Source organism: Eubacterium sp. 14-2 (genome assembly GCF_000403845.2).
Classification (GTDB): domain Bacteria; phylum Bacillota; class Clostridia; order Lachnospirales; family Lachnospiraceae; genus Petralouisia.
Map to the genome: position 1 here is coordinate 1,294,810 of NZ_KE159567.1, position 26,035 is coordinate 1,320,844.

The window sequence follows — 26,035 nt, forward strand, 5'->3', positions numbered from 1 at the left end:
ATGAAAGTAAATGCAGGGTTTGGAAATTACAATGATAATTATTGGCTGTGGAATTAAAATTCTGGAAATCATAGAAGGTGAATAAGTGAGAAAGGCAAAATAGTATAGCAAACAGAAAGAGATGGGAAAAATGAAAGAGCTTGAAATCGTATTGCTTATATTAAGCTGCGGCACACGTTTGTCGGAAGTCTTAGATGAGGGTTAAGAAAGGGTCGGGTTGCCAGAAAATCAGCAGGGAACTGGAAAAATTTAAAGAGGGATCCCTGTAGATGGGGAAGGAGGAAATCTTTTCCATTGCCTGTATGATATGCATTTATGACAGGGGGAGAACATGAAACAAAAATACCCGGAACCTGGAGAAGGAGTAAGAGGTTTAATATCAGGAAAGGCATATGCAGCGGGCACATGCCTTTTCGTTTTAATATTCTGTCACTCATAGTTTAAGCAGACGACAATAATCGCGTTCTGTCTCAATCACGCATTCAGTAATCAGCTTACAGAATGGCTCCATGTCATTTAACCGTCTGGAGGCAGAAAGAGCGTTGATATAGTCGTTCCGCCAGACAGGAGGGATGGATACTACGCCATAACCGGCATTGACCAGAATAAGGTTCATCAGGAGCCGTGCGGTTCTGCCGTTCCCGTCAATGAAAGGGTGTATATCCACTAACCGCCTGTGAGCCATAGCTGCAAGTTCAACAGGATGCAGGACAACTTTGGATGAATAAATCTGATCTGTAAGGTGCTTCATCAGTCGGGGCACTTCCTCAGGAGCGGGGGGAACATATTCGGTTCCGGAAATGTAAACCTGAATGGAACGGTATTGTCCGGCCTGATCAGCATCAACCTTCTGGTAAAAAAGGCGATGCAGCTTCCTGATGGTATCTTCTGTGATTTTCATATCCTGCTGACGTGCCAGTTCCAGCATGAAGTCGTAAGCGGAACCATGACCGACAGCTTCGTAGCAGTCCTTTAGTGGGCGACCTCCGACAGTGATACCATCTTCCAGGAGTATTTTTGTTTCGGATATAGTGAGGGTATTCCCTTCCAGGGCATTACTGCTGTAAGTAAAACCGACACGGAAATAATCATCCAGGGATTTCAGTTCTTCTTTTGCCAATGGCCTGGCAGAGGATATTTTTTGTTTATAGGAATCTGCTTTTTGCAGCAGTTCTTTCAGTGAAGACATAGTAACATTCCTTTCCGGATTATTTTTTTGATAATTCAGCGGCGGGTACCCCGCCGATATGGTTTCTTCATATCTTATTCGGTTAGTTTGTGGAAAGCGAAGATTCTTCGCTGCGTTCGCTAAAAGATCTGACTGGTTCGTTAGATTCAGAAAATGGTTTTGCCGGTTCAGCGTGTTCAGAAAAAGGTTTTGTTTCCGCCGTATTAATGTTGGGAACATGCTCCATGATATCGCCAGGCTGGCAATGAAAAGCCGTGCATATACGGTCTAAAACTTTGGGGGAGATTCCTTCGCCTTTTCCCATTGCCGCTATAGTTGTCGGTGAAGCCTTGATTAATATGCGGAAATTTTCTTTGGTCATTTTCCTGTCTATTAGTAATTTCCATAGTTTGTCATAAGAAAAAGCCATTTGTTCACTTCCTTTCTGTAAAAATATTATAGCGAATATTTCTATATAATGCAATAATAAATCTACATAAAAGTGTAGAAATTCTCTGAAAAAAGTATTGGCATATTCATACAAAAATGTAGAATAAATATATAAAGATAAAGAAATGACAGAAAAAATGAAGAAAAGAACCTGTCATGCTAAAGCGTTGAAGAAAAGATGATTTTTATTGTCACAGGTAAGATTTGCCGATATAATAAAAACAGAAATATTTACAGAAAGGAGCAGGAATGCAAAGTGGATGTGCTGCCCTCGGAAGGGTATCTGACAGAAAGTGAAAGTCCAGATGGAAACAGGGAAATATTACTCCGACGGTTAAATATCGCAATATCTTACTTGCCCAAACCCCCATCTGCTACGTTGTCATCAATCGCTGTAGCCCTCGCTACAGCTCAATCTTCCGCCTTGCATATGAAAATTTGTTCTGCGTAATCTACTGTGATATTTAACCACCGGAGTAATAGAAGAACAGATTTCGGATTTTCTGATGAAAATCGGAAGTGAAATTTATCTGTTGGAATGCCAGAGCTATGATGATGGTTCCATGGCAATCAGAATTGCCGAATATGCATTTATAGTTGCAAGGCAGTTTGCCATATGGGATATTGGCCATGCTGTTATTCCCATGCCGCGGTTTTCCGTTATTTATGTAAAAAGGACAGATAAAACACCAAAATCAACCACCATTACCTTTACATTTCCCGACGGGCAGCGTGTGGATTATAAATCAGAGAATGTAATTTTGGCGGAATTTACAAAAGAATATATTGTGGAAAAACGTCTGTTTCCGTATATTCCTTTTTATGTTGCAAGATATGAGAAGGAAATTGCATATGGGGAAAGGATAGAAGAAGCTGTCAGGGATTTGAAATATTTCAGGAATGAAATGCTCCGGCTGCATAAAGACGGGGAACTGTCAGATGATGAAATCATAGACCTGATGGGATTTGTGAATATTATTATTACACATATTACAAATGGAAATGAAAATGAAAATGAGGAAAGGCTGGTGAATATTATGGGAGGAACTGTAATTGAGACAGAATCAGAGAAATTAATACAGCGTGGAGTAAAACAGGGGATGCAGCAGGGAATGCAGCAGCGCAAAGTGCAGATGATCATTGAGCTGGGAAAGGAAGAAGGACTGGAAGATACAGTTATTTTAGCCAGACTGCAGGAAAAAGCGGGTGTGACTTTGGAGCAGGCCATGTCCTGTCTGCGTAAATACGGGAAACAGGCCTAAAGGATGGAAAGATAGAATGGTCATTTTATTCCCGCGAGCAATGAGCCAGGCAGCCGCGCTTGTGCGGATATTTGGCGGATGCCGCGAGGGTCAGATACCCTGCCCCCTGGGGCGGAAAGAACAAGCCAGGTCATGCCCCGTAGCTTGCTGCAGGGTATTTGACTTACAGCAGGAAATGAAAAGAAATGTGCTGCAGATACACAGCAGATTGCAGAAATTAAAAAAAGAGGAGTGGAATCCATGTCAGAGTTACAACAGAAAGCGGTGCAGTTAATCAGCGGGTTGTCAGATGATAATATAAGTTTCCTGATAGAAGTAATTCAAAGGTTAATGCCACAGGAAGCAGACACAGCGGCTCTCTGTCCGGAACAGGAGAGTACGGCAATACAGGCTTTTCAAAGGCTGGATGCAGCAAGGCCGGAGGTGAAGCGGTATTTACCAGATGATTTTGACCCGGAAAAAGAATTGGAGGAGGCAAGGGCTGAAAGATATGGCAGTTTTGATTGACACAAATGTGATCATTGATTTTCTTACCACAAGGGAGCCATTTTTTGAAGCGTCTGAAAAAGTGCTTACAAAATGTTCGGAAGGGGAAGTGGAGGGGTACCTTGCATTTCATTCAGTTCCAAATTTGTGGTATATACTGAGAAAAGCGCCGGAAGAGGAACGAAGAAAGTGGCTTTTGGATTTATGTAGCTTTTTGAAAGTGGCGGGTGCGAATCATGAAGAAGTGTTAAAGGCAGTCAGGATGACAGAATTTAAAGATTTTGAGGATTGTCTGCAGGACAGGTGCGCAAAAAGCATAGGCGCAGAATATATTATTACGCGAAACGCTGCAGATTTCAATGGGTCAGAAGTTCCGGCAATATCGCCTGAGGAATTCCTGGCTGTGATTTCGGGAAAAACACAGCGGTGAAACCCCGGCCTGGAGCAGGCCATGTCCTGTCTGCGTAAATACGGGAAACAGGCCTAAAGGATGGAGAGATAGAATGGTCATTTTTATTTACAGCAGGAAATCCAAATGGACCGGCCGGGGAGAAAGTGTGGAAAACCAGCTTGCCATGTGCCGGGATTACATACAGTATAACATTGAAGGAGCCGGGGAAGCCGAAATCGTAACATACGAAGATGAAGGCTACTCCGGCAAAAATACCAACCGTCCCCAATTTCAGAAAATGATGCAGGAAATCAAAAAAGGAAACTGCAATTATCTGGTGTGCTACAAATTGGATCGGCTGGGCCGAAACATTGCAGACCTGGCCAGTCTGGTGGAAACCCTGAACAAGCTGGATGTTTCTTTTATCAGTATTAAGGAACGGTTTGACACTTCCACTCCCATTGGAAAAGCCATGCTTTATTTTGCAGGAGTTCTCGCCCAGATGGAGCGGGAGCAGATTGCAGAGCGGGTGCGGGACAATATGGTAATGCTTGCAAGAAAGGGCAGGTGGCTGGGAGGAAATACGCCCCTTGGGTTTGCGGCAGAAGCGGAAGAAAAAGTATCTGTCAACGGAAAAAACAAAAAATCTTTCCGTCTGACGGTAGATGAACAGGAAATGCAGACCGTCCGGTTTATTTTTCAGGAATATCTTAAAAATCAGTCCTTAATGGGAATTGTCAAATATTTTCTGAGCCGCGGCATACAGACAAAGCGGGGCAATGAATATACCACAACTGCTATCCGGGACATTCTGACAAATCCCGTATACTGTACAGCAGACAGGGAAGCTTATGATTATTTCTGGAATCTGGGCTGCCAGGTATGTATGGGACAGGAAGAGGCAGATGGAACATACGGACTGATTGCCTATGCGAAAACTTCTTCCACCCAGTATAAGAATAAAAATAATTCACCGGAAAAATGGATTGTAGCGAAAGGAAGGCATCCAGGAATTATATCCGGGCAGGACTTTTCCAAAATCCAGAATCTTCTGGCAAAAAACAGTTCCAGGGGAGAAGGATGGCACAAGCCTCAGAATCCCGTAGCTTTGCTTTCAGGAATTTTGCATTGTTCCTGCGGACACCTGATGCGCCCGAAATATTATTCAGCCAAACAGGTAACAGAAGCGGGGGAACGGAAATTTTCCTATCTCTGCCCGTATAAAGACATGACCCACGGGGAGAAATGCTCCGTACCAAATGTGCAGGGAAATACACTGGATGAACTGGTGTGCAGGGAAGTGCTGCGGTATACAGAGGAAAATTCCGACATCCATCGTATGCTTAAGGAAGCTATGGAAAGAATGGATGACACAAAAGAAGAGACAGTCACTGGGGCAGACCTGCTGGAGCAGGAAATACAGAAACGGAAAAAAGAAATACAGAACCTTATTTCTGTCCTGGCAAAATCCGGCGGTGAGGAAAATTTTATTCAGCAGATAGAAAAGGAAATCCGAAAGCTGAATGAAGAATGTACATCCTTGGAAAGAGAACGCGCAGAATCAGGGGAAGAGGGGAAAAATATTCAGGGGGACAGACAGCAGATGGAGGTTCTCTTAGAACAGCTTTCCGGCTTCCGCAGACTTTTTGACACCTTAACCGTACCGGAAAAGCGGGAATATCTGCGGATGATTCTGGATAAAGTTGTCTGGGACGGAGAAGAAGCCCATATTTTTATCTATGGCAGCCATTGATGAAGCAGGAATCAGCAGATATCAGTGGCTGCCGCGTAATTTGTTTCCCCTGCAGAACCATCCCATTGCCGCACCCGCTGGGCCCCACAACCGCCAGGAAATCCCCTTTATGAACCGTAAAATTTATATTGGATAAAGCAGGCGTTTCCCCCTGCATGGTATGATAGGAATAACCCACATGGCTGATTTCCATTAATTTTTCCATAAAGTTCTCCTTATTGTTACTTATTGATATTGTATGATTTGGATGTGAAAAGGGTGCTTTTGGCGTATCAGTTCCGGTTTGGAAAGTGACAGATTTTCGACAGTTGCCAAAAAGTGATGTGTGCTTTTCTGACATCTGTATTCCACAGAAAACTGCGGCAATAATTATAAAGAAATTATAAAATCGAAGAAATACTATTGACAATAAAAAACGTTAGTGCTATTTTAAGTACATGGATGTTAGCACTCCAATAAGCTGAGTGCTAACAAAATGAAAAAGAAACTGCCCGGCATAAGAAGAACAGGGGCGCAGGAGGCCAGGAATGCAGGAACTGGATGAAAGAAAAAGAAAAATTTTAAATGCAATCATCCGGAATTATCTGGATACCGGGGAACCCGTAGGTTCCAGAACCATTTCAAAATATTCGGATTTGAATCTGAGTTCCGCCACCATCCGCAATGAGATGTCGGATCTGGAAGAGCTGGGATATATTTTACAGCCCCATACTTCCGCAGGCAGGATTCCTTCTGACCAGGGCTACCGGTTTTATGTAGACAATCTGATGAAGGAAAAAGATCAGGAAGTCACTGAGATGAAGGAGTTCATGATTGAGCATACGGAGCGTATGGAACAGGTATTGCAGCAGATGGCGAAAATGCTTGCAGCAAATACCAATTACACTGCCATGATTACTTCTCCTTCCTATCATAAGAATAAAGTAAAATTCCTGCAGCTGTCTCAGGTAGACGAAGAGCAGCTTCTGGCGGTGATTGTGATGGAAGGCAATCTGGTGAAGAATAAGATGATTTCCACAGGGGAAGCCTTAGATAATGAAACATTACTGAAGCTGAACATTCTGCTGAATACCAGTTTAAACGGACTTTCAGCGGAAGAAATCAACCTGGGAACCATTGCAAAGCTCAAAGAGCAGGCAGGCATTCACAGCAATATTGTCAGCGACGTGTTAGACGCACTGGCGGGAGCTATTCAGGAAGATGAGGAGCTGGAGGTTTATACCAGCGGGACTACTAATATTTTAAAATATCCCGAACTGAGTGATTCCGGGAAAGCCAGAGAACTGCTGGATGCCTTTGAAGAGAAGAAACAGTTGATCAGCCTGGTAAATGAGAGCCTGTCCTCTCAGGAAGAAACGGGGATTCAGGTGTATATTGGTGCAGAATCTCCCATCCAGAACATGAAAGACTGCAGCGTGGTAACTGCAACGTATCAGTTAGGAGAAGGGATGACAGGTACCATTGGGATTATCGGTCCCAAGCGTATGGATTATGAAAATGTTATGGATAATCTGAAAACATTAAAAAATCAGCTTGATACCGTATTCCGAAAATCCAGGAAGACATAGATACACATACCATATTGGAAAATGCTGAAAAACAGAAAGGTGAACAGATATGGCAGAACAGAAAGAAATGGAAGCAATGGAAAGCCAGGAAACAGAACATATGGAACCGGAAGAGGCGAAAACCGCTCCTGAAAATCCGGAGGAATGTGAAGAAGACATTTTATCAGAAGAGGAAGAGACAGAAGAAACAGCTGAGACAGTTTCTCAGGAAGAATCCGAAGAAGAATCTCTTTCCGAAGAAGAACAGGAAGAAGAAAAAAAAGGTTTTTTCAGAAAAAAGGAAAAGAAGAATAAACAGGAAGAAAAAATTGCCGAGCTCACTGACCGGGTGCAGCGGCAGATGGCAGAATTTGACAATTTCCGTAAACGGACCGAGAAGGAAAAGACCCAGATGTTTGAAGTAGGGGCGAAAAGTGTCATTGAGAAAATCCTTCCGGTGGTGGACAATTTTGAACGAGGATTATCCGCTGTTCCCGAAGAATCAAAGGATGACCCCTTTGTACAGGGAATGGATAAAATATATAAGCAGTTAATGACAGAACTGGAAAGCCTGGAAGTAAAACCCATAGAAGCGGTGGGGGCAGAGTTCAACCCGGAATTTCACAATGCGGTAATGCAGGTGGAAAGCGAGGAATACGAGTCCGGGTTTGTGGCCCAGGAGCTGCAGAAAGGGTATATGTACCGGGAAAGCGTGGTAAGACACAGCATGGTAGCTGTGGTGCAGTAAAATAATGTAATTCAGATAATCATATTTTATGAGGAGGTCTCTGTTATGAGCAAAATTATTGGTATCGATCTGGGAACAACAAACAGCTGTGTGGCAGTTATGGAAGGTGGTAAACCTGTGGTTATCGCCAATACAGAGGGAGCAAGGACAACACCGTCCGTTGTGGCGTTTACCAAGACAGGAGAAAGACTGGTTGGAGAGCCGGCAAAACGTCAGGCAGTTACCAACGCGGAGAAAACAATTTCTTCCATTAAGAGAGAAATGGGTACTGACCACAAACGTGCCATTGACGACAAGAATTTTTCACCTCAGGAAATTTCTGCCATGATTCTTCAGAAATTAAAGGCAGACGCAGAAAACTACCTGGGTGAAAAAGTAACCGACGCGGTTATTACCGTTCCGGCATATTTCAATGATGCACAGCGTCAGGCAACCAAAGATGCAGGAAAAATTGCAGGTATGGACGTAAAACGTATTATCAATGAGCCTACTGCAGCAGCTCTTGCCTATGGTCTTGACAACGAAAAAGAACAGAAAATCATGGTTTACGATTTGGGCGGCGGTACTTTTGACGTTTCCATTATTGAAATTGGAGAAGGCGTGATTGAAGTGCTGTCAACTTCCGGCGATAACCGTCTGGGCGGCGACGATTTCGATCAGAAAATTACAGATTATATGCTGGCAGAATTTAAGAAAACAGAAGGCATTGACCTTTCCGGCGATAAAATGGCACTGCAGAGACTGAAAGAAGCGGCAGAAAAGGCAAAGAAAGAACTTTCTTCCGCAACTACCACCAACATCAATCTGCCTTTCATTACCGCGACTGCAGAAGGCCCGAAACATTTTGACATGAATCTGACCAGAGCAAAATTCGATGAACTGACCCATGACCTGGTAGAGCGGACTGCAGTTCCGGTACAGAATGCATTGAAGGATGCGGGACTTACAGCCTCTGAACTGGGCCAGGTATTGCTGGTAGGCGGTTCCACACGAATCCCGGCAGTACAGGACAAAGTAAAACAGCTGACAGGCAAGGAGCCCGGAAAATCTCTGAATCCCGACGAGTGTGTTGCTCTGGGAGCATCCATTCAGGGAGGTAAACTGGCAGGAGATGCAGGCGCAGGCGAAATCCTTCTTCTGGACGTAACTCCCCTTTCCCTGTCTATTGAGACCATGGGCGGCGTTGCTACCAGACTGATTGAGCGCAATACGACAATTCCTACCAAAAAGAGCCAGATTTTCTCCACTGCGGCAGATAACCAGACTGCAGTTGATATCAACGTGGTACAGGGAGAACGCCAGTTTGTAAGAGATAACAAATCTCTGGGCCAGTTCCGTCTGGATGGAATTCCGCCGGCAAGACGCGGTGTTCCTCAGATTGAAGTTACCTTTGACATTGACGCCAATGGTATCGTAAACGTTTCTGCAAAAGATCTGGGAACCGGAAAAGAACAGCATATTACCATTACTGCAGGTTCTAACATGTCAGATGCGGATATTGAAAAAGCAGTGAAAGAAGCAGCAGAATTTGAAGCTCAGGATAAGAAGCGCAAAGAAGCCATTGACACCAGAAATGATGCGGATTCCTTCGTATTCCAGACGGAAAATGCATTGAAAGAGGTTGGAGACAACATTGACGGAGCCGATAAAGCGGCAGTGGAAGCAGATCTGAATGCGCTGAAAGCAATGGTGGAAGCACATCCCAATGCAGAGGATATGACAGACGATCAGGTTGGCGAGATGAAAGCAGCCAAAGAAAAACTTATGGAAAGTGCACAGAAAGTATTTGCAAAGATGTATGAGAATGCACAGGCAGCCCAGGGAGCAGCAGGTCCGGCTCCGGATATGGGAAATGCATCTTACAGCAGTGCAGACGACGATGTGGTAGACGCAGATTATAAGGAAGTATAATCATGGCAGAACAGAAAAGAGATTACTATGAAGTCCTTGGAGTAGATAAAAATGCGGACGATGGCACCATCAAGAAAGCATATCGTCAGCTTGCCAAAAAGTATCACCCGGATATGAATCCGGGTGATACTGAGGCCGAGAAAAAATTTAAAGAGGCTTCCGAGGCCTATGCAGTCTTAAGCGACCCGGACAAAAAACGTCAGTATGACCAGTTCGGACACGCAGCCTTTGACGGCGGCATGGGCGGCGGAGGCGGCTTTGATTTCTCCGGTATGGATATGGGCGACATTTTCGGCGATATTTTCGGTGATTTATTCGGCGGAAGTTCCAGACGCCGTTCCGCCAGCAACGGCCCCATGAAAGGCACAAATTTAAGGGCGGCTGTTCGGATTACCTTTGAAGAGGCAGCTTTTGGATGTGAAAAAGAAATTGAAATTACATTAAAAGACGAATGTACCACCTGCCATACCACAGGGGCGAAGCCGGGTACCCAGCCGGAGACCTGCAGCAAGTGCGGTGGCAAAGGAAAAGTAGTCTATACCCAGCAGTCTTTTCTTGGCATGGTTCAGAATGTGCAGACCTGTCCGGACTGTCACGGAACCGGAAAAATCATCAAAGAAAAATGTCCGGACTGCCGGGGGACCGGATATATTGCAAAACGCCGGAAAATCAAAGTTTCCATTCCGGCAGGAATTGACAATGGCCAGAGTGTCCGTATTCGGGAAAAAGGAGAACCGGGCACTAACGGAGGGCCCAGAGGCGATTTGCTGGTAGAAGTAAATGTAAGCCGCCATCCTATTTTCCAGCGCCAGGATATGAACATATATTCTACAGCGCCTGTTTCTTTTGCACAGGCAGCATTGGGCGGCGAAGTGCGTGTCAGCACCATTGACGGAGATATTCTCTATGATGTGAAGCCGGGAACCCAGACAGATACCAGAATCCGCCTGAAAGGAAAGGGGATTCCATCCCTGCGTAATTCTTCCGTCCGGGGAGACCACTATGTAACTCTGGTAGTTCAGGTACCTACAGGCTTAAACGATGAAGCAAAAGAGGCATTGCGCAGATTTGACGAAGTCAGCGGCCAGTCCCTGAAAAAGCAGGATGGAGCTGCTTCTGCAGAAAAGCATGGTAAAAAGAAGGGATTTATGGGAAAAATAAAAGAATCCTTGGAAGATATGTGAGCACATATGTTTGATTTCACAGGAAATACTGTAATATTTCACAGTATTTCCTGCAGGAAATCAATTATCGCACCGGGCGAATCATGTTACATGGTGGACAGACTTCCGCCTCTGTGAAATGGCAGTCGTCGTTTTAATCACAGTGATATGGGCCACAGATTCTGGAATCGGCAGAATCATGTCGGCGTTCCGAAGATTTCCCCTGAAAATCAGGGGAATCATTGTTCTGAAGATAAATCAGTTCGTCCAGTTCCCCATTGTCAAAAAACAGGATTTCTTCGGTCTTTTCCTGATCCCGTACCGGCAGGAAAGTAGTAAGTTTCGTCCGGCGGTGTCCACAGCCGGGACACCGGTAGACATGAAGGCCGCAGGCATAAACGCCGGCGGGTATCTGAGCCTTTTTTTCCACCGGAATCAGGTGATTCCGGTAGTAATCAGGATTTTCATGGGACGTATAGTGGTCCACCGTCATATCCGGCAGGGCATAAAGCTGTTTGTGCAGAACGTCCATTTCACTCTGACAGAGATTACACCAGTCATCATGAAAAATGGAGCGCATTTTCCGAAAAATTCCCATATTACGCAGACCTCTCTTTTGCTTCTGTCAGTACGTTTGCCATCATATCGGCTTTTGAAATTCCGGTAAGAATGTACTCACTGTCCATACGCCAGCGTTTGTTGGAAGTAAAGGTATTGACACGGATTCGGATGTTGTCTACCGTAAACAGGAAGCTGACCCGGCTGCTGCCGGTCATAAAGCCGGCGCCGGATTTTCCGTCGTCTGTCCAGATTTTGGTAATCCGGCTGGCAGGGAGAATATAATTCTGAAATGGGTTCCAGAAAAAAATCAGGGCCAGCTTCCCGTGTTCAATATCCACAATTACTGTGCAGATATCACTGTCAAAAGTGTGATTGGGCCGGAATCCGCTGTGCTCAAGTTCCTTCATCAGTTTCTTTCGTTTTCCTTTAAAAATCAGTTTTCCGCCGAAAATCCACCACAGAAGGGACAGGGCGGATGGAACCATAAACAGGATAACCGCGCCTGTACCTCCGTCATGGAAGAAAGTATAGCCCAGCCAGAAACACAGGGCTGTTACCAGGGCAGGTATAAATATGTAAGACAGAAGATAAGGTACGTTAATTTTTTTTACAGGTTCATTGTTCATAATTATGTCTCCTTTTCTTTTGACAATATTTCATTCCGGCAGGATTCCTCACACAGAAAATTGCCTGTAACAGTGTTACAGAGAATGCCTGTGTATTTTTACTCCCATTCAGAAGTCTGCTTTTTTCGTCTGGTAAAAAATGCCGGAAATATTCCAAGTCTGGAACCCAGAGCATGAAACAGAGGAAAAAAGATGATGACAGTCAGCACCCGTGCCAGCATTACAGCAGGTTCCGTGTAATCATCACGGCTGACTTTTCCGCCACTGCCCATCATATCAATGTAAAAATCTCTGCGGCTTAAGGGCTCACTGTACTCAATCTGACTGATAAAATTTTCATTGGAAGTCAGATCTTCCCATACTGTTTTTCCTACGGGAAGGGTGGCTTCTCCGGAATAATACTCTCCCTCTGTCTGAACATTCTCCATATTGATGGCCGCAGCCACCCGTTCTCCGGAAGGAAGAGTCAGGGCATGCAGATACTGATTTCCGTAATATCCGGCGCCCCGGTTGCGATATTCAATACCTGGAGAAACTACCGTAAAAGTGTCGTGGGTTTCCAGATCTTCAATGGTCTGCGCACGAAAAACATCAGCTCCTGCCATACCGCCGATTTCTCCTTCCGCCACCGTATGTTCTTCCACATAATTCTCATAATTACGGGAGAGAAAACGTTCGGTGAGACTGGCGGGAAGAATACTGACAAACAGAGCCAGGAGCAGGCACAGCCAGATGTCAAAGCGCAGATGATGATAGCGCATGTAAAATCACCTCCGCAACTATGATAGCATATTGTTCTGTTTCAGTCTACCATGGATCCGGTTCCGGGCGGAATGTCTGTTGACAGAAAACAAAAGTATGATTAGAATAAGGAGTAAAGCAGATATTACGGTTTATATTGATTAGAAACAGGCGAGGAATGAAAATTATGAGTAAAATTATTTTAACAGGCGACAGACCCACCGGAAAACTCCATGTAGGCCATTACGTGGGCTCTCTGCGGCGCAGAGTGGAATTACAGAATTCCGGGGAATACGATAAGGTGTTTATTATGATTGCAGATGCCCAGGCACTGACGGACAATGCGGAACACCCGGAAAAAGTACGTCAGAACGTGGTGGAAGTGGCGCTGGATTATATGGCCTGCGGACTGGACCCGGAGAAATCCACACTGTTTATCCAGTCTCAGATTCCACAGTTGTGTGAATTGTCCTTTTATTATATGAATCTGGTTACCGTGTCCAGATTACAGCGGAATCCCACGGTAAAAGCCGAGATTCAGATGCGTAATTTTGAAGCCAGTATTCCCGTTGGGTTTTTCACATATCCCATCAGCCAGGCAGCAGATATTACCGCATTTCAGGCAACCACAGTTCCCGTGGGGGAAGACCAGCTTCCCATGATTGAGCAGACCAGGGAAATCGTGCACAAATTTAACACGGTATACGGAGAAACTCTGGTGGAGCCAAAGGTACTGCTGCCGGAAAACCAGGCATGTATGCGGCTTCCCGGTACGGACGGAAAGGCCAAAATGAGCAAATCTCTGGGGAACTGTATCTACCTGTCGGAAGAGCCGGATGAAATCAGGAAAAAGGTCATGAGCATGTTCACAGACCCCAACCATCTGCGGGTGGAAGACCCAGGCTCTCTGGAAGGAAATACCATATTCACTTACCTGGACGCTTTCTGCCAGAACGAACATTTTGAGCGGTATCTGCCGGATTATGGAAATCTGGAGGAACTGAAAGCCCATTATCAGCGGGGCGGCCTTGGGGATGTGAAGGTGAAGAAATTCCTGAATAACGTATTGCAGGAAGTGTTAGAGCCAGTCCGTAACCGCAGAAAAGAACTGCAGAAAGATATTCCGTATATTTATGAGGTACTGAAAAAAGGAAGCGAAGAAGCAGAAAAAGCAGCAGCTGAAACACTGGATAAAGTCCGTTCTGCCATGAAAATCAATTATTTTGCAGACCCGGAGTTAATCCGGGAGCAGGCGGAGAAATTCAGATAACAGAGGATGAAAAGACACAGGATCTGTGAAAACAGCCGAACAGGACTCTGAAATAAAAGAGTCTATGTCCGGCTGTTTTTTCATATAATGAAAAGAAAATACAACCTACAGGAATGAACAGATATGAAAAAAAGGAAAAAGATACAAAAATATATGGCCGGGACACTGTTATGTTTCTGTTTCCTGACACAGATTATTGAAAGGGGAAAAACAGGAGAAATCCCTCTTGTATCTGCCGAAGAACAGCAGCAGGAAACACAGTCACAGCAGGACACAGCTGTTTCCGGTCAGCCGGAATTCAGTCTCTATGCAAAATCAGCGGTGCTGATGGACGCAGAAAGCGGCCGGGTACTCTATGAGAAAAATGGATACGAGCATATGCCGAATGCCAGCACCACTAAAATTATGACCTGTATTCTGGCGCTGGAGGAAGGAAATCCGGAGAGTGAGGTGAAGGTCAGCAGCTATGCGGCCTCCATGCCGCAGGTGCGTCTTGGTATGAGTAAAGACGACAGTTTCCGACTGAAAGACCTGCTCTATTCCCTGATGCTGGAATCCCACAACGATTCAGCAGTGGCCATTGCGGAGCATATCGGGGGCTCTGTGGAAGGATTTGCCGCGAAAATGAATCAGAAAGCCAGTGAACTGGGCTGTAAAGATACTTATTTTATTACGCCCAACGGTCTGGACGCCAGCGATGGAACGGGAGTTCACGGAACTACAGCGGAAGATCTGGCCACAATTATGAGTTACTGTATCCGGAACAAAGAATTTCTGGAAATTACCCGTACGCCTTCGTATCAGTTTACAAATCTGGCGGGAACAAAGCATTATAACTGCAATAACCACAATGCATTTCTGCAGATGATGGAGGGAGCCCTGTCCGGCAAAACGGGATTTACCGGAAATGCGGGCTACTGCTATGTGGGAGCGCTGCAGAGAGAAGATAGAACTTTTATCGTGGCTCTTCTGGCCTGCGGATGGCCCAACAACAAAACCTGGAAATGGGCCGATACAGGAGCGCTGATGAATTACGGACTGGAAAATTACCACTGTGAGGATGTTTATGAGTACGACAGGGAATTTCCGAATGTAACAGTGGAGGAGGCGGTGCCGGAAAACGGAAGGCTTTATCAGGAAGTCTCCATTCCCCTGCTTGTAAAAGAGGAAAAAATACGGGTACTGAAACGGACGGATGAAGAGGTGCGGACTATCTATGAGATTCCGGAGCAGGTTAAGGCCCCGGTAAAAGAAGGCCAGCAGCTTGGAAAGGTTACATATTACCTGGGAGAGCGTCAGATTGGGGAAGTCCCCGTTTATGCTGCAAAAGCCGCCGAAAAGCTGCAGCCTTCCTGGTATAAGGAGTATCTTCTGAAATTGTTTTTTATGGAAAAAGAATTATATTTTGAGACAGAGCAGGCAGGATGACAAAAATCATGACCGGAATTTCCAGATTAGTGAAGTATTTAACAAATTTCCTGAAATATCTATTGAAAATTTTCGTCAAAAGAGATACAATTACAATCGGAAGAAAATTTTGTAAAATTATTAAAATACATTATGGAGGTTTAAGTAATGAGTAATTCTACCAACTCAGCAAGACAGAGAATTTCCGGTCTTCTTGACGAGCAAAGTTTTATGGAAATCGGAGCTCTGGTAACTGCAAGAAACACAGATTTTGACTTAAGTCAGTCTGATACTCCATCCGATGGAGTCATCACCGGATACGGCCTGATTGACGGCAATCTGGTGTATGTGTACAGTCAGGATGCTTCCGTGCTGAACGGAACCATCGGAGAAATGCACAGCAGAAAAATTACTGCAATTTACAAAATGGCAGTAAAAATGGGGGCGCCTGTGATCGGCCTGATTGACTGCGGTGGAATGCGTCTGCAGGAATCCGTGGATGCACTGAACGGATTTGGAGAAATTTATGCTGCACAGGCAGCTGCAAGCGGAGTAGTACCTCAGATTTGTGCAGTATTCGGAAACTGCGGCGGCGGACTTTCCGTTGTACCCGCACTGAGTGATTTTGCTTTTGTGGAAAAGGAAAAGGGAAGAATGTTTGTGAATTCTCCCAATGCAATCAAAGGAAACCATGTTTCAAAATGCGATACGGCAGACGCTGCATATCAGGAGAGCAACAACGGATGCATTGACGGTGTTGGAACAACAGAAGAGATTCTGGCAGCAATCCGTGAACTGGTATGCATTCTGCCCGGCAGCAACGCAGAAGGCGGAAGGGAAGAGGAATGCGGAGATGACCTGAACCGGGTATGTGCAAATCTTTCCGGCTGCCAGGAAGACACCAGACTGGCGCTGACCCACATTGCAGACGACAATCTGTTTGTGGAAACCAGAAAGAATTATGCACGGAACATGGTGACCGGTTTTATCCGGTTAAACGGCAGATCCATCGGTGCAGTAGCCAATGCCTCTGCAGTTTATGATGAAAATGGTGAGAAAACAGAAAGTTTTGACAAAGTGCTGACAGCAAGAGGCTGCAATAAGGCGGCAGAGTTTATCAGCTTCTGCGACGCTTTTGATATTCCGGTGCTTTCCCTGACCAATGTGGAAGGATTTGCGGCAACAGAATGTTCCGAGCGGAATCTGGCCAAAGCAATGGCAAGGATGACGGCAGCATTTGCAGGCGCAACAGTACCGAAGGTAAATATTATTGTGGGAACTGCTTACGGCAGCGCTTATGTGATGATGAACAGCAAATCCATCGGCGCAGACCTTGTGTACGCATGGGAAGGAAGCAAAGTCGGCATGATGGACGCAGGACAGGCTGCAAAGATCATGTATGACGGGGCAGCTGCAGATGTAATCGCAGAGAAAGCGAAAGCCTATGAGAAACTCCAGTCTTCCGTGGAGACAGCGGCAGGCCGGGGACAGGTTGACCTGATTATTGCACCGGATGACACCAGAAAATATGCGGTGGCGGCATTCGAAATGCTTTATACAAAAGGAACAGGTGAACCGGTTAGAAAACATGTAGCAAAGTAGAAAGGTGAAGTTTATGAAAAAGAAAATATTGCTGATTCTGAGTATGTGCCTGATCATGCTCGGCCTGACAGCATGTGGAGAAGACCCGACAAAGGTTGATTACAATGGTTTCACCTATGATCAGTTGAAAGGTTCATGTGAGAACACCGTGGAAATTCTGCAGTCCATGTCAGAGTCCGAGAAAGCGGCCTGTCTCGCATCCAATGATGAGAAAATGGTGAACCTGATTAACCGATGGGAGGAAGCGCAGGAAGGCGTGGGAGCATATGTAGAACTGGGCGAATTTACGATTACAAAGTCCGGTAAAACCCTGACCTGTGAACAGGAAATTATTTATGAAAACCGTCCGGTTATTCTGACTTATGTTTACAAGGCCCATAACATGGAACTGGAAGATATTACCGTAGACCAGGTACAGACCCTTGGTGAAAAAATGACCAATGCGGCTTTAAATACCCTGATGGGAATGGGCGTGGTATTTGCGGTACTGATTCTGATTTCTCTGATTATCAGCTGCTTTAAATTCCTCTCTTATTTTGAGAAAGGAAAAGAAAGTAAGGCAGTACCTGCGGCAAAAGAACCTGTGGCTCCGGTTCCTCCCTCTGTGGAAGAAGTGCTGGACGCACAGGATGATTTGGAACTGGCAGCAGTAATCGCAGCGGCGATTGCAGCATCTACCGGAACTTCTACAGACGATTTTGTAGTACGTTCCATCAAAAGAAGATTTTAATTGTAAATTCAGGAGGAAACGAAAATGAAAAGTTATACAATTACTGTTAATGGAAACGTTTATGATGTTACTGTAGAAGAAAACGGCGCAGGTGCGGCAGCACCGGCAGCACCGAGAAGAGCAGCGGCTCCCGCAGCAGCGCCGGCAGCACCGGCAGCAGCTCCCGCGCCGGCAGCAGGCGGAGCAGGAAATGTGAAGATTGAAGCAGGAGCAGCAGGTAAAGTATTCAGTATCGACAGCAAACCAGGAGCTGCTGTAAAACGCGGCGATACCATTCTGGTACTGGAAGTTATGAAAATGGAAACACCTGTCGTTGCACCGGAAGACGGAACTGTGGCAAGCATTGACGTAACCGTTGGACAGGCGGTAGAAGCAGGTGCATTGCTGGCAACTTTAAACAATTAATTATTGGAGGTAAAATATGAGTTACGTAGGAGAAACTTTATCCAACCTCCTGCACCAGACAGCATTCTTCAACCTGACCTGGGGAAACTATGTCATGATTCTGGTAGCGTTTGTGTTTCTTTTCTTTGCAATTAAGAAAGGATTTGAGCCTTTGCTGCTGGTTCCGATTGCGTTTGGTATGTTGCTGGTAAATATTTATCCGGATATTATTGCTTCACCGGAAGAAACCAGCAATGGCGTAGGTGGTTTACTTTATTATTTCTATTCACTGGATGAATGGTCGATTCTTCCTTCCCTGATTTTTATGGGCGTGGGAGCAATGACAGACTTTGGTCCTCTGATTGCCAATCCCATCAGTTTTCTGCTGGGCGCAGCCGCACAGTTCGGTATTTTCGGTGCGTACTTCATGGCAATTCTGTTAGGATTTAACGACAAGGCAGCGGCAGCCGTATCCATCATCGGCGGTGCGGACGGTCCTACCTCCATTTTCCTTGCGGGAAAACTGGGGCAGACAGGACTGATGGGACCCATTGCCGTGGCGGCTTATTCCTATATGGCGTTAGTGCCCATTATTCAGCCGCCTATTATGAAACTGTTTACCACAAAGCAGGAGCGCGCCATCAAGATGCAGAATCTGCGCCCTGTTTCCAAACTGGAGAAAATTCTGTTTCCAATCGTGGTTACAGCAGTGGTATGTATTATCCTTCCTACCACAGCACCCCTGGTTGGTATGCTGATGTTAGGAAACCTGTTCCGTGAATCCGGTGTGGTACGCCAGTTATCTGAGACTGCATCCAATGCAATGATGTATATCGTGGTTATTCTGCTGGGAACTTCTGTAGGGGCAACCGCCAGTGCGGAAGCATTCCTGAATATCACAACTTTAAAGATTGTGGCTCTGGGACTGATTGCCTTTATGTTCGGTACTGCAGCAGGAGTGCTGTTTGGCAAAATACTGTGTAAAGTTACCGGAGGAAAGATTAATCCTCTGATTGGTTCCGCCGGTGTATCCGCAGTGCCCATGGCAGCCCGTGTATCCCAGAAGGTAGGTGCGGAAGAAGATCCCACCAACTTCCTGCTGATGCATGCAATGGGACCGAATGTTGCCGGAGTTATCGGTACTGCAGTGGCAGCCGGCGTATTTATGGCAATTTTTGGAATTTAGGAATAACCTTTAATAACCGTGGCTGTCCGAAATACAGGCCGGGCCAGCAGTGATGTACAGAATATCCTGTGAGGCGTACCGCATATGGAGTTTATGCGGCTGTGTTTCGAACAGTCCGTCATAAAGTTTAGAAGCCGCCAGGCGGCAGAATGAGAGGAATAAGTCATGGCTGAAAATAAAAAACCGGTTAAGATTACAGAAACCGTATTACGTGATGCACATCAGTCTCTGATTGCCACCCGTATGACAACAGAACAGATGCTGCCGATTATTGACAAAATGGACCAGGTAGGCTATCACGCAGTAGAGTGCTGGGGCGGAGCTACCTTCGATGCGTCCCTGCGTTTCCTGAAGGAAGATCCATGGGAGCGTCTGCGGAAATTAAAAGCAGGATTTAAGAAAACCAAACTGCAGATGCTGTTCCGCGGACAGAATATTCTGGGTTATCGTCCCTATGCCGACGATGTGGTAGAGTATTTCGTACAGAAATCCATTGCAAACGGAATTGATATTATCCGTATTTTTGACTGTCTGAACGACCTGAGAAACCTGCAGACAGCAGTAACGGCCACCAACAAAGAGAAAGGCCACGCACAGGTTGCCCTTTCCTATACGCTGGGAGATGCCTATACACTGGAATACTGGACCGATATGGCCAGAAAGATTGAGGAAATGGGAGCAAATTCCATCTGTATCAAGGATATGGCCGGACTTCTGACCCCTTATAAGGCAGAAGAACTGGTGAAATCCCTGAAATCAGCTACCAGCCTTCCAATTGAGCTTCACACCCACTATACCTCCGGTGTAGCTTCCATGACCTATATGAAAGCAGTAGAGGCAGGCTGCGATATTATTGATACTGCAATGTCTCCCTTTGCTCTGGGTACCAGCCAGCCGGCTACGGAAGTTATGGCAGAGGCATTTAAGGGAACCGAAATGGATCCGGCCTTTGACCAGATGCTGCTGAAGGAAATTGCAGACTATTTCCGTCCCATGAGAGAAGAAGCGTTAAAGAGCGGTCTTATGAATCCAAAGGTACTGGGCGTGGACATCCAGACACTGCTGTATCAGGTACCGGGCGGTATGCTCAGCAACATGGTATCCCAGCTGAAAGAGCAGAACGCAGAAGACAAGTACATGGAAGTGCTGGAAGAAATTCCGCGGGTGCGGAAAGACCTGGGCGAGCCGCCTCTGGTTACTCCTTCCTCTCAGATTGTGGGAACACAGGCAGTATTCAACGTACTGATGGGCGAGCGTTACAAAGTGGCTACCAAAGAGACAAAAGACGTATTGCTTGGAAAATACGGTCAGACCGTAAAACCCTTCAATCCGGAAATTATCGACAAGGTACTGGGCGAAGACAAGAAAAATGCCATTACCTGCCGCTATGCAGATCTGCTGGAGCCTGAACTTCACAAGATTGAAGAAGAAATGAAACAGTGGAAGCAGCAGGATGAGGACGTGCTTTCCTATGCACTGTTCCCGCAGGTTGCCACAGAATTTTTCAAATACAGGGAAGCACAGCAGACCGGAGTGGACGCTGCTGTAGCAGACACCAAAAACGGCGCTTACCCGGTGTAAAAAGACAGACTGGAGAGAACCCTGTTTTGCAGGCTTCTCTGCGGGCGAGCAGATGTCAGAGTAAATGAAATGCATCTTTGCAGACTGCACATGTTAAGGACGGCCCTCTGGCCTGTCTGACAGGCGGTTGTGCAGGATGGTTTTACAGGAAATAAAAATTCCTCCTGTGGTGTAAAGGCCGCAGGAGGGATTTTTAAAAAACAGAAATCGAGGAAAACAAAATGAGCAGCGGTAACGCATTATTGAACCGGATCAATGAACGGTATGGAAGTTTGAGCAAAGGGCAGAAACTTCTTGCTGCTTACATTACAGATAATTATGACAAAGCGGCATTCCTGACTGCAGCCAGGCTGGGGCAGATGGTGGGAGTCAGCGAATCTACAGTTGTCCGTTTTGCTTCTCATTTAGGTTACAGAGGATATCCGGAATTTCAGCGGGCCATGGGAGAACTGGTGCAGGACAGGCTGCATGCGGTTCACCGGATGGAGGACGTATATGGGCGTATCAGTCAGTCTGAAATTCTGGAAACGGTACTGAAATCCGATATGGAACGGATTAAGAATACACTGGAGCACATTGACGAGCAGGCCTTTGACCTGGCGGTGGATATTCTGTTAAATGCCAGGCATATTTATGTGCTGGGCATACGGAACTGTGCGCCTCTGGCGGAATTTCTGGCTTTTTATCTGAACATGATGTTTGACGATGTACGGCTGCTCCACACCAGCAGTTCCAGTGAACTGTTAGAACAGATGGTGCGTATTGGAAGAGAAGATGTGATGATCGGCATTAGTTTTCCAAGATATTCCATACGGACGCTGAAAGCCATGGAGCTGGCCAACAACCGCAGCGCAAGGGTCATCACTCTGACAGACAGCGTACATTCGCCCATGAACCTGTATTCTTCCTGTAATCTGATTGCAAAAAGCGATATGTCTTCTGTTCTGGATTCCCTGACAGCGCCTATGAGCGTGATTAATGCCCTTCTTCTGGCTGTGTGTATGAAAAAGCAGGGAGAAGTAATTCAGAGACTGGAATTACTGGAACAGGTCTGGGAAGAATATCAGGTAAACGGGAATGATGAGATTAACTATATATCCGATATGAAACAGGGAGGTCCTGCAGGTTCTGCCTGAGACAGGAACAGAACTATATGTGGAAAGACAGAAGTTATGAGTAAAATAATTGTAATCGGCGGCGGGGCAGCCGGGATGATGGCAGCCATTCAGTCCGCTGCCTGCGGGCACAACGTCCTGCTGCTGGAACAAAATGAGAAACTGGGAAAAAAAATCTATATTACCGGAAAAGGCCGCTGCAACCTGACCAACGCCTGTGATACGGAGGATTTATTCAAATCCGTACTGCACAACGGAAAATTTCTGTACAGTGCATTTTACAGCTTCAGCAACGCCCAGGTAATTGATTTTTTTGAATCCCATGGCCTTGCCACCAAAACAGAGCGGGGAGAACGGGTATTTCCGGCGTCAGATCACGCTTCGGATGTGATACGGACCCTGCAGAAGGTTATGGAAGACAGGGGTGTGAAACTGCGTCTTTGTACCAGAGTGCAGGAGCTGCTGGTGGAACCGGAAAACAGGATAGCAGGCGTCCGGTTATCAGATGGAGAGATTCTGAAAGCCGACGCAGTGATTGCAGCCACAGGAGGCTGCTCCTATCCCTCCACAGGCTCCACCGGTGACGGTTACCGGTTTGCCAGAGCATGCGGCCATCAGGTAACAGAACTGAGACCGGCGCTGGTGCCCTTTGAGGCCGGAGAATCCTGGGTAACAGAACTGCAGGGCCTGTCTTTGCGCAATGTCCGCGTGCGCATCCGAAAGGAAAAAAAGATTTTCTACGAAGAATTCGGGGAAATGCTGTTTACCCATTACGGAGTCAGCGGGCCTCTTATACTCAGCGCCAGCAGCCTGGTTACTGACTGTATGGAGCAGCTGCCTCTGTCCATGGAGATTGATTTAAAGCCGGCACTGACGCCGGAACAGCTCGACAGACGTATTCTGCGGGATTTTGAAGAAAACAGAAACCGACAGTTTAAAAACGGGATACAGAAGCTGTTTCCCGGAAAGCTGCTTCCGGTGATGGTAGCCTTAAGCGGTATCCATCCGGACAAAAAAATCAATGAAATCACCAGGGAAGAGCGGCGGAATTTTGCAGCATTAATCAAGTCACTGCCCATGACCCTGACAGGGTTACGGGATTTTAAAGAAGCAATTATCACCAGAGGCGGCGTTTCCGTAAAGGAAATCAACCCTTCCACCATGGAATCCAGGCTGGTGCAGGGCCTGTATTTTGCAGGGGAAGTGTTGGATCTGGACGCCCTGACCGGAGGCTTTAATCTGCAGATTGCCTGGTCTACCGGGTATCTGGCAGGAGACAGTGTGAGATAAGAGAATGGAGAAAAATATGGCATTTAACATAGCAGTTGACGGGCCTGCCGGGGCGGGCAAAAGTACCATTGCCAGAAAGGTGGCAGAAGCGTTATCCTGTATTTATGTGGACACAGGAGCCATGTACCGTGCAATGGCACTGTTTTTTCTTCGGGAAGGGATTTTACCGGAAGATGAAAAGGCCATCAGTGAAGCCTGTGACAGGATTACGGTGACTCTTTCCAGCAGGGAAGGAGAGCAGCAGGTATTTCTGAACGGGGAAAATGTAAACGGGCTGATCCGTACGGAGGAAGTGGGAATCATGGCGTCCCGGACCAGTGTTTATGGCAGGGTACGGGAAAAACTCACCCAGCTTCAGCGGGAAATGGCCCGCACCACGGATCTGATTATGGACGGGCGGGATATCGGTACCTGTGTGCTTCCGGAAGCCCAGGTGAAGGTTTATCTGACCGCCAGTGTGGAAACCAGAGGAAAACGAAGGTTTCTGGAATTGCAGGAGAAAGGACAGGAATGTGAACTGGAAAAAATCTGCCAGGATATCAGACAGCGGGACATGCAGGATATGAACCGGGAAATTTCCCCCTTAAGACAGGCGGAGGACGCAGTGCTGATTGACAGTTCGGATATGACCATTGAAGAAGTGGTTGCAGAAATTTTAGCCCTTGTCAGAAAGTAAAATAAGCTGTGGCGGACGCAGGATTTTTGAGAAAGGAATCTGAAACATGAAGGTGATTCTGGCAGAAACTGCCGGTTTCTGTTTTGGCGTGAAACGTGCGGTGGACACGGTTTATGAACAGGCAGAACAGAACGGAGGCAGAATATATACCTATGGACCCATTATACACAACGAAGAAGTAGTGAATGACCTGGAGCAGAAAGGCGTCCAGGTGGTGGAAAGTCTGGAAAATCTGAAAAACTGCAGAGACGGAACGGTAATCATCCGTTCCCATGGAGTGGGCAGGAAGGTTTATGAGCTGCTGGAATCCGAGAATATCCCCTGTGTGGACGCTACCTGTCCCTTTGTGCTGAAAATACACCGGATTGTGGAACAGTACAGCCGGGAAGGCTGCCATGTGGTAATTATTGGCAACAGCAGCCATCCGGAGGTGGAAGGAATTCAGGGCTGGAGTCATAACATGGAAGAAACAACTGTGATTTCCACAGAGGAAGAGGCAGAAAATTTTACTCTGAAAGGAAAAAAAAGGGTATGTATTGTCTCTCAGACGACATTTAACAACAAGAAATTTAAAGAACTAGTTGAAATTATCGGGAAAAAAGGTTATGATATAATTGTTTTAAATACGATTTGCAATGCGACCCAGGAGCGGCAGGCGGAAGCCAGGAAGATTGCCGGTCAGGTGGAGGCAATGATTGTAATTGGAGGAAAGACCAGTTCCAATACGCAAAAGCTATTTGAAATATGTAAAAAAGAATGTGAAAATACTTGCTATATACAGACAATGAAAGATTTGGATTTCTCTGAATTACGGTCCTTTAATAGCGTAGGTATTACCGCAGGGGCTTCTACCCCAAACAAAATTATTGAGGAGGTTCAAAAAAATGTCAGAAATGAGTTTTGAACAAATGCTGGAAGAATCATTTAAAACAATAAGGAATGGAGAGGTAGTCGAAGGTACCGTTATTGATGTGAAACCAGACGAGATCATCTTAAATATTGGTTACAAATCCGATGGAATTATTACCCGTAATGAGTATACAAACGAACCAAATGTCGACCTGACTACCGTTGTATCCGTGGGAGATACCATGGAAGCAAAGGTTCTGAAAGTTAATGACGGCGAAGGCCAGGTGATGCTGACCTACAAGCGCCTTGCAGCTGAAAAAGGCAGCAAACGTCTGGAAGAAGCATTCAACACGCAGGAAGTGCTTACTGCAAAGGTGGCGCAGGTGCTGGAAGGCGGCCTTGGCGTGGTAATCGATGAGGCGAGAATCTTTATTCCCGCCAGCCTGGTATCCGATACATACGAGAAGGATCTGGGCAAATACAAAGACCAGGAAATTGAATTTGTAATTACAGAATTCAATCCCCGCAGAAGAAGAATTATCGGAGACAGAAAACAGCTTCTTCTTGCGAAAAAGGCAGAACTGCAGAAAGCGCTGTTTGAGCGTATTAACGTAGGAGACGTTCTGGAAGGAACTGTTAAGAATGTAACAGATTTCGGTGCATTTATTGATCTGGGCGGTGCTGACGGACTGCTTCACATATCCGAAATGTCCTGGGGAAGAGTGGAGAATCCCAGAAAAGTGTTCAAAGTCGGTGATGAAGTAAAAGTTTTCATCAAGGACATCAACGAGAACAAGATTGCGCTGAGCATGAAATTTGAAGATGAGAATCCCTGGAAAGATGCAGCTTCCAGATACGCAGCAGGCAATATCGTAACAGGTGTGGTTGCCAGAATGACAGATTTCGGCGCATTCGTGGAACTTGCTCCCGGCGTGGATGCATTGCTGCATGTTTCCCAGATTTCCAGAGAGCATGTGGAAAAACCGGCAGATGTACTGAATATCGGCCAGGAAATTGAAGCTAAGATTGTGGACTTCAATGAGGAAGACAGAAAAATCAGCCTGAGCATCAAAGCGCTCCTTGCTCCCTCAGAAGAAGCGCAGGAGGACGCAGAAGAATCTGCAGAAGAATAGGGGAA

The 26,035-nt window shown here is 46.1% G+C and carries 26 protein-coding genes; 20 read left to right on the top strand and 6 right to left on the bottom strand.

Features of this window, described 5'->3' with window-relative positions; translation table 11 throughout:
• Positions 1–433: 433 nt before the first annotated feature.
• Positions 434–1,189, bottom strand: coding sequence for a Fic family protein (locus tag C805_RS13140; protein WP_016214352.1), 756 nt, complete (start codon positions 1,187–1,189; stop codon positions 434–436).
• An 82-nt stretch (positions 1,190–1,271) separates the two neighbouring features.
• A complete protein-coding gene (locus C805_RS25800; protein ID WP_016214353.1) occupies positions 1,272–1,598 on the bottom strand; it encodes a helix-turn-helix domain-containing protein in 327 nt (108 codons plus the stop codon).
• 526 nt (positions 1,599–2,124) lie between these two features.
• Here C805_RS25800 and C805_RS26995 point away from each other — a divergent pair.
• From C805_RS26995 to C805_RS13160, 4 genes are all read left to right on the top strand, one after another.
• On the top strand, positions 2,125–2,880 hold the full coding sequence (locus tag C805_RS26995) for an RpnC/YadD family protein (protein WP_016214354.1): 756 nt from the start codon (positions 2,125–2,127) through the stop codon (positions 2,878–2,880).
• Between the two features lie 240 nt (positions 2,881–3,120).
• Positions 3,121–3,387: a hypothetical protein gene (locus C805_RS13150; protein WP_016214355.1), complete on the top strand. Its 267-nt coding sequence runs from the start codon at positions 3,121–3,123 to the stop codon at positions 3,385–3,387.
• Complete coding sequence (locus C805_RS13155) at positions 3,371–3,796, top strand: type II toxin-antitoxin system VapC family toxin (protein ID WP_016214356.1); 426 nt, start codon at positions 3,371–3,373, stop codon at positions 3,794–3,796. Before C805_RS13150 ends, C805_RS13155 begins: the two co-directional genes overlap by 17 nt.
• Positions 3,797–3,869: 73 nt before the next feature.
• Positions 3,870–5,510, top strand: a complete 1,641-nt coding sequence (locus C805_RS13160; RefSeq protein ID WP_016214357.1) for a recombinase family protein — start codon at positions 3,870–3,872, stop codon at positions 5,508–5,510.
• Here C805_RS13160 and C805_RS27510 read toward each other — a convergent pair.
• Positions 5,491–5,715, bottom strand: a complete 225-nt coding sequence (locus C805_RS27510; protein ID WP_016214358.1) for a hypothetical protein — start codon at positions 5,713–5,715, stop codon at positions 5,491–5,493. The two genes, C805_RS13160 and C805_RS27510, sit on opposite strands and share 20 nt — an antisense overlap.
• Before the next feature lie 322 nt (positions 5,716–6,037).
• Here C805_RS27510 and hrcA point away from each other — a divergent pair, with 322 nt between their 5' ends.
• From hrcA to dnaJ, 4 genes are read left to right on the top strand one after another with little or no spacing between them, the layout of a single operon-like run.
• Positions 6,038–7,078 carry a heat-inducible transcriptional repressor HrcA gene (hrcA, locus tag C805_RS13170; RefSeq protein ID WP_016214359.1) on the top strand — a complete coding sequence of 347 codons (1,041 nt, stop codon included), beginning with the start codon at positions 6,038–6,040 and terminating at the stop codon, positions 7,076–7,078.
• A 49-nt stretch (positions 7,079–7,127) separates the two neighbouring features.
• Positions 7,128–7,805 carry a nucleotide exchange factor GrpE gene (grpE, locus tag C805_RS13175; RefSeq protein ID WP_016214360.1) on the top strand — a complete coding sequence of 226 codons (678 nt, stop codon included), beginning with the start codon at positions 7,128–7,130 and terminating at the stop codon, positions 7,803–7,805.
• A 45-nt stretch (positions 7,806–7,850) separates the two neighbouring features.
• Entirely contained in the window at positions 7,851–9,716 is a 1,866-nt protein-coding gene (gene dnaK / locus C805_RS13180; RefSeq protein WP_016214361.1) for a molecular chaperone DnaK, read from the top strand.
• Positions 9,717–9,718: 2 nt separating this feature from the next.
• Positions 9,719–10,900 (top strand): molecular chaperone DnaJ, encoded by a 1,182-nt coding sequence (gene dnaJ, locus C805_RS13185; RefSeq protein ID WP_016214362.1) that lies wholly within the window; start codon positions 9,719–9,721, stop codon positions 10,898–10,900.
• A gap of 133 nt (positions 10,901–11,033) precedes the next feature.
• Here the strand turns inward: dnaJ and C805_RS13190 are convergent, their stop codons facing one another.
• The 3 genes from C805_RS13190 to C805_RS13200 all read right to left on the bottom strand — a co-directional run bounded on the left by C805_RS13190 (position 11,034) and on the right by C805_RS13200 (position 12,827).
• On the bottom strand, positions 11,034–11,477 hold the full coding sequence (locus C805_RS13190; protein WP_016214363.1) for a hypothetical protein: 444 nt from the start codon (positions 11,475–11,477) through the stop codon (positions 11,034–11,036).
• Position 11,478: 1 nt separating this feature from the next.
• On the bottom strand, positions 11,479–12,066 hold the full coding sequence (locus C805_RS13195) for a hypothetical protein (RefSeq protein ID WP_016214364.1): 588 nt from the start codon (positions 12,064–12,066) through the stop codon (positions 11,479–11,481).
• A gap of 98 nt (positions 12,067–12,164) precedes the next feature.
• The gene (locus C805_RS13200) at positions 12,165–12,827 is read right to left on the bottom strand and encodes a hypothetical protein (protein WP_016214365.1); all 663 of its coding nucleotides are present in this window, start codon (positions 12,825–12,827) and stop codon (positions 12,165–12,167) included.
• A gap of 167 nt (positions 12,828–12,994) precedes the next feature.
• Here C805_RS13200 and trpS point away from each other — a divergent pair, with 167 nt between their 5' ends.
• The 12 genes from trpS (at position 12,995) to rpsA (ending at position 26,030) form a co-directional block, all read left to right on the top strand.
• The gene (gene trpS / locus C805_RS13205; protein WP_016214366.1) at positions 12,995–14,077 is read left to right on the top strand and encodes a tryptophan--tRNA ligase; all 1,083 of its coding nucleotides are present in this window, start codon (positions 12,995–12,997) and stop codon (positions 14,075–14,077) included.
• 123 nt (positions 14,078–14,200) lie between these two features.
• On the top strand, positions 14,201–15,505 hold the full coding sequence (locus C805_RS13210) for a D-alanyl-D-alanine carboxypeptidase family protein (RefSeq protein WP_016214367.1): 1,305 nt from the start codon (positions 14,201–14,203) through the stop codon (positions 15,503–15,505).
• Positions 15,506–15,652: 147 nt separating this feature from the next.
• Positions 15,653–17,086 (top strand): acyl-CoA carboxylase subunit beta, encoded by a 1,434-nt coding sequence (locus C805_RS13215; RefSeq protein WP_016214369.1) that lies wholly within the window; start codon positions 15,653–15,655, stop codon positions 17,084–17,086.
• A gap of 13 nt (positions 17,087–17,099) precedes the next feature.
• A complete protein-coding gene (locus C805_RS13220; protein WP_016214370.1) occupies positions 17,100–17,816 on the top strand; it encodes an OadG family protein in 717 nt (238 codons plus the stop codon).
• Between the two features lie 24 nt (positions 17,817–17,840).
• Positions 17,841–18,221, top strand: a complete 381-nt coding sequence (locus C805_RS13225) for a biotin/lipoyl-containing protein (RefSeq protein WP_016214371.1) — start codon at positions 17,841–17,843, stop codon at positions 18,219–18,221.
• 16 nt (positions 18,222–18,237) lie between these two features.
• Positions 18,238–19,386, top strand: coding sequence for a sodium ion-translocating decarboxylase subunit beta (locus C805_RS13230; RefSeq protein WP_016214372.1), 1,149 nt, complete (start codon positions 18,238–18,240; stop codon positions 19,384–19,386).
• Positions 19,387–19,551: 165 nt separating this feature from the next.
• The gene (locus C805_RS13235; protein ID WP_016214373.1) at positions 19,552–20,967 is read left to right on the top strand and encodes an oxaloacetate decarboxylase subunit alpha; all 1,416 of its coding nucleotides are present in this window, start codon (positions 19,552–19,554) and stop codon (positions 20,965–20,967) included.
• A gap of 221 nt (positions 20,968–21,188) precedes the next feature.
• Entirely contained in the window at positions 21,189–22,103 is a 915-nt protein-coding gene (locus C805_RS13240; protein ID WP_016214374.1) for a MurR/RpiR family transcriptional regulator, read from the top strand.
• A gap of 36 nt (positions 22,104–22,139) precedes the next feature.
• Complete coding sequence (locus tag C805_RS13245; RefSeq protein WP_016214375.1) at positions 22,140–23,372, top strand: BaiN/RdsA family NAD(P)/FAD-dependent oxidoreductase; 1,233 nt, start codon at positions 22,140–22,142, stop codon at positions 23,370–23,372.
• A 16-nt stretch (positions 23,373–23,388) separates the two neighbouring features.
• Entirely contained in the window at positions 23,389–24,048 is a 660-nt protein-coding gene (cmk, locus tag C805_RS13250; RefSeq protein WP_016214376.1) for a (d)CMP kinase, read from the top strand.
• A gap of 46 nt (positions 24,049–24,094) precedes the next feature.
• Positions 24,095–24,952, top strand: a complete 858-nt coding sequence (gene ispH / locus C805_RS13255) for a 4-hydroxy-3-methylbut-2-enyl diphosphate reductase (RefSeq protein ID WP_016214377.1) — start codon at positions 24,095–24,097, stop codon at positions 24,950–24,952.
• On the top strand, positions 24,933–26,030 hold the full coding sequence (rpsA, locus tag C805_RS13260) for a 30S ribosomal protein S1 (protein ID WP_016214378.1): 1,098 nt from the start codon (positions 24,933–24,935) through the stop codon (positions 26,028–26,030). Before ispH ends, rpsA begins: the two co-directional genes overlap by 20 nt.
• The last annotated feature ends 5 nt before the right edge of the window (positions 26,031–26,035 follow it).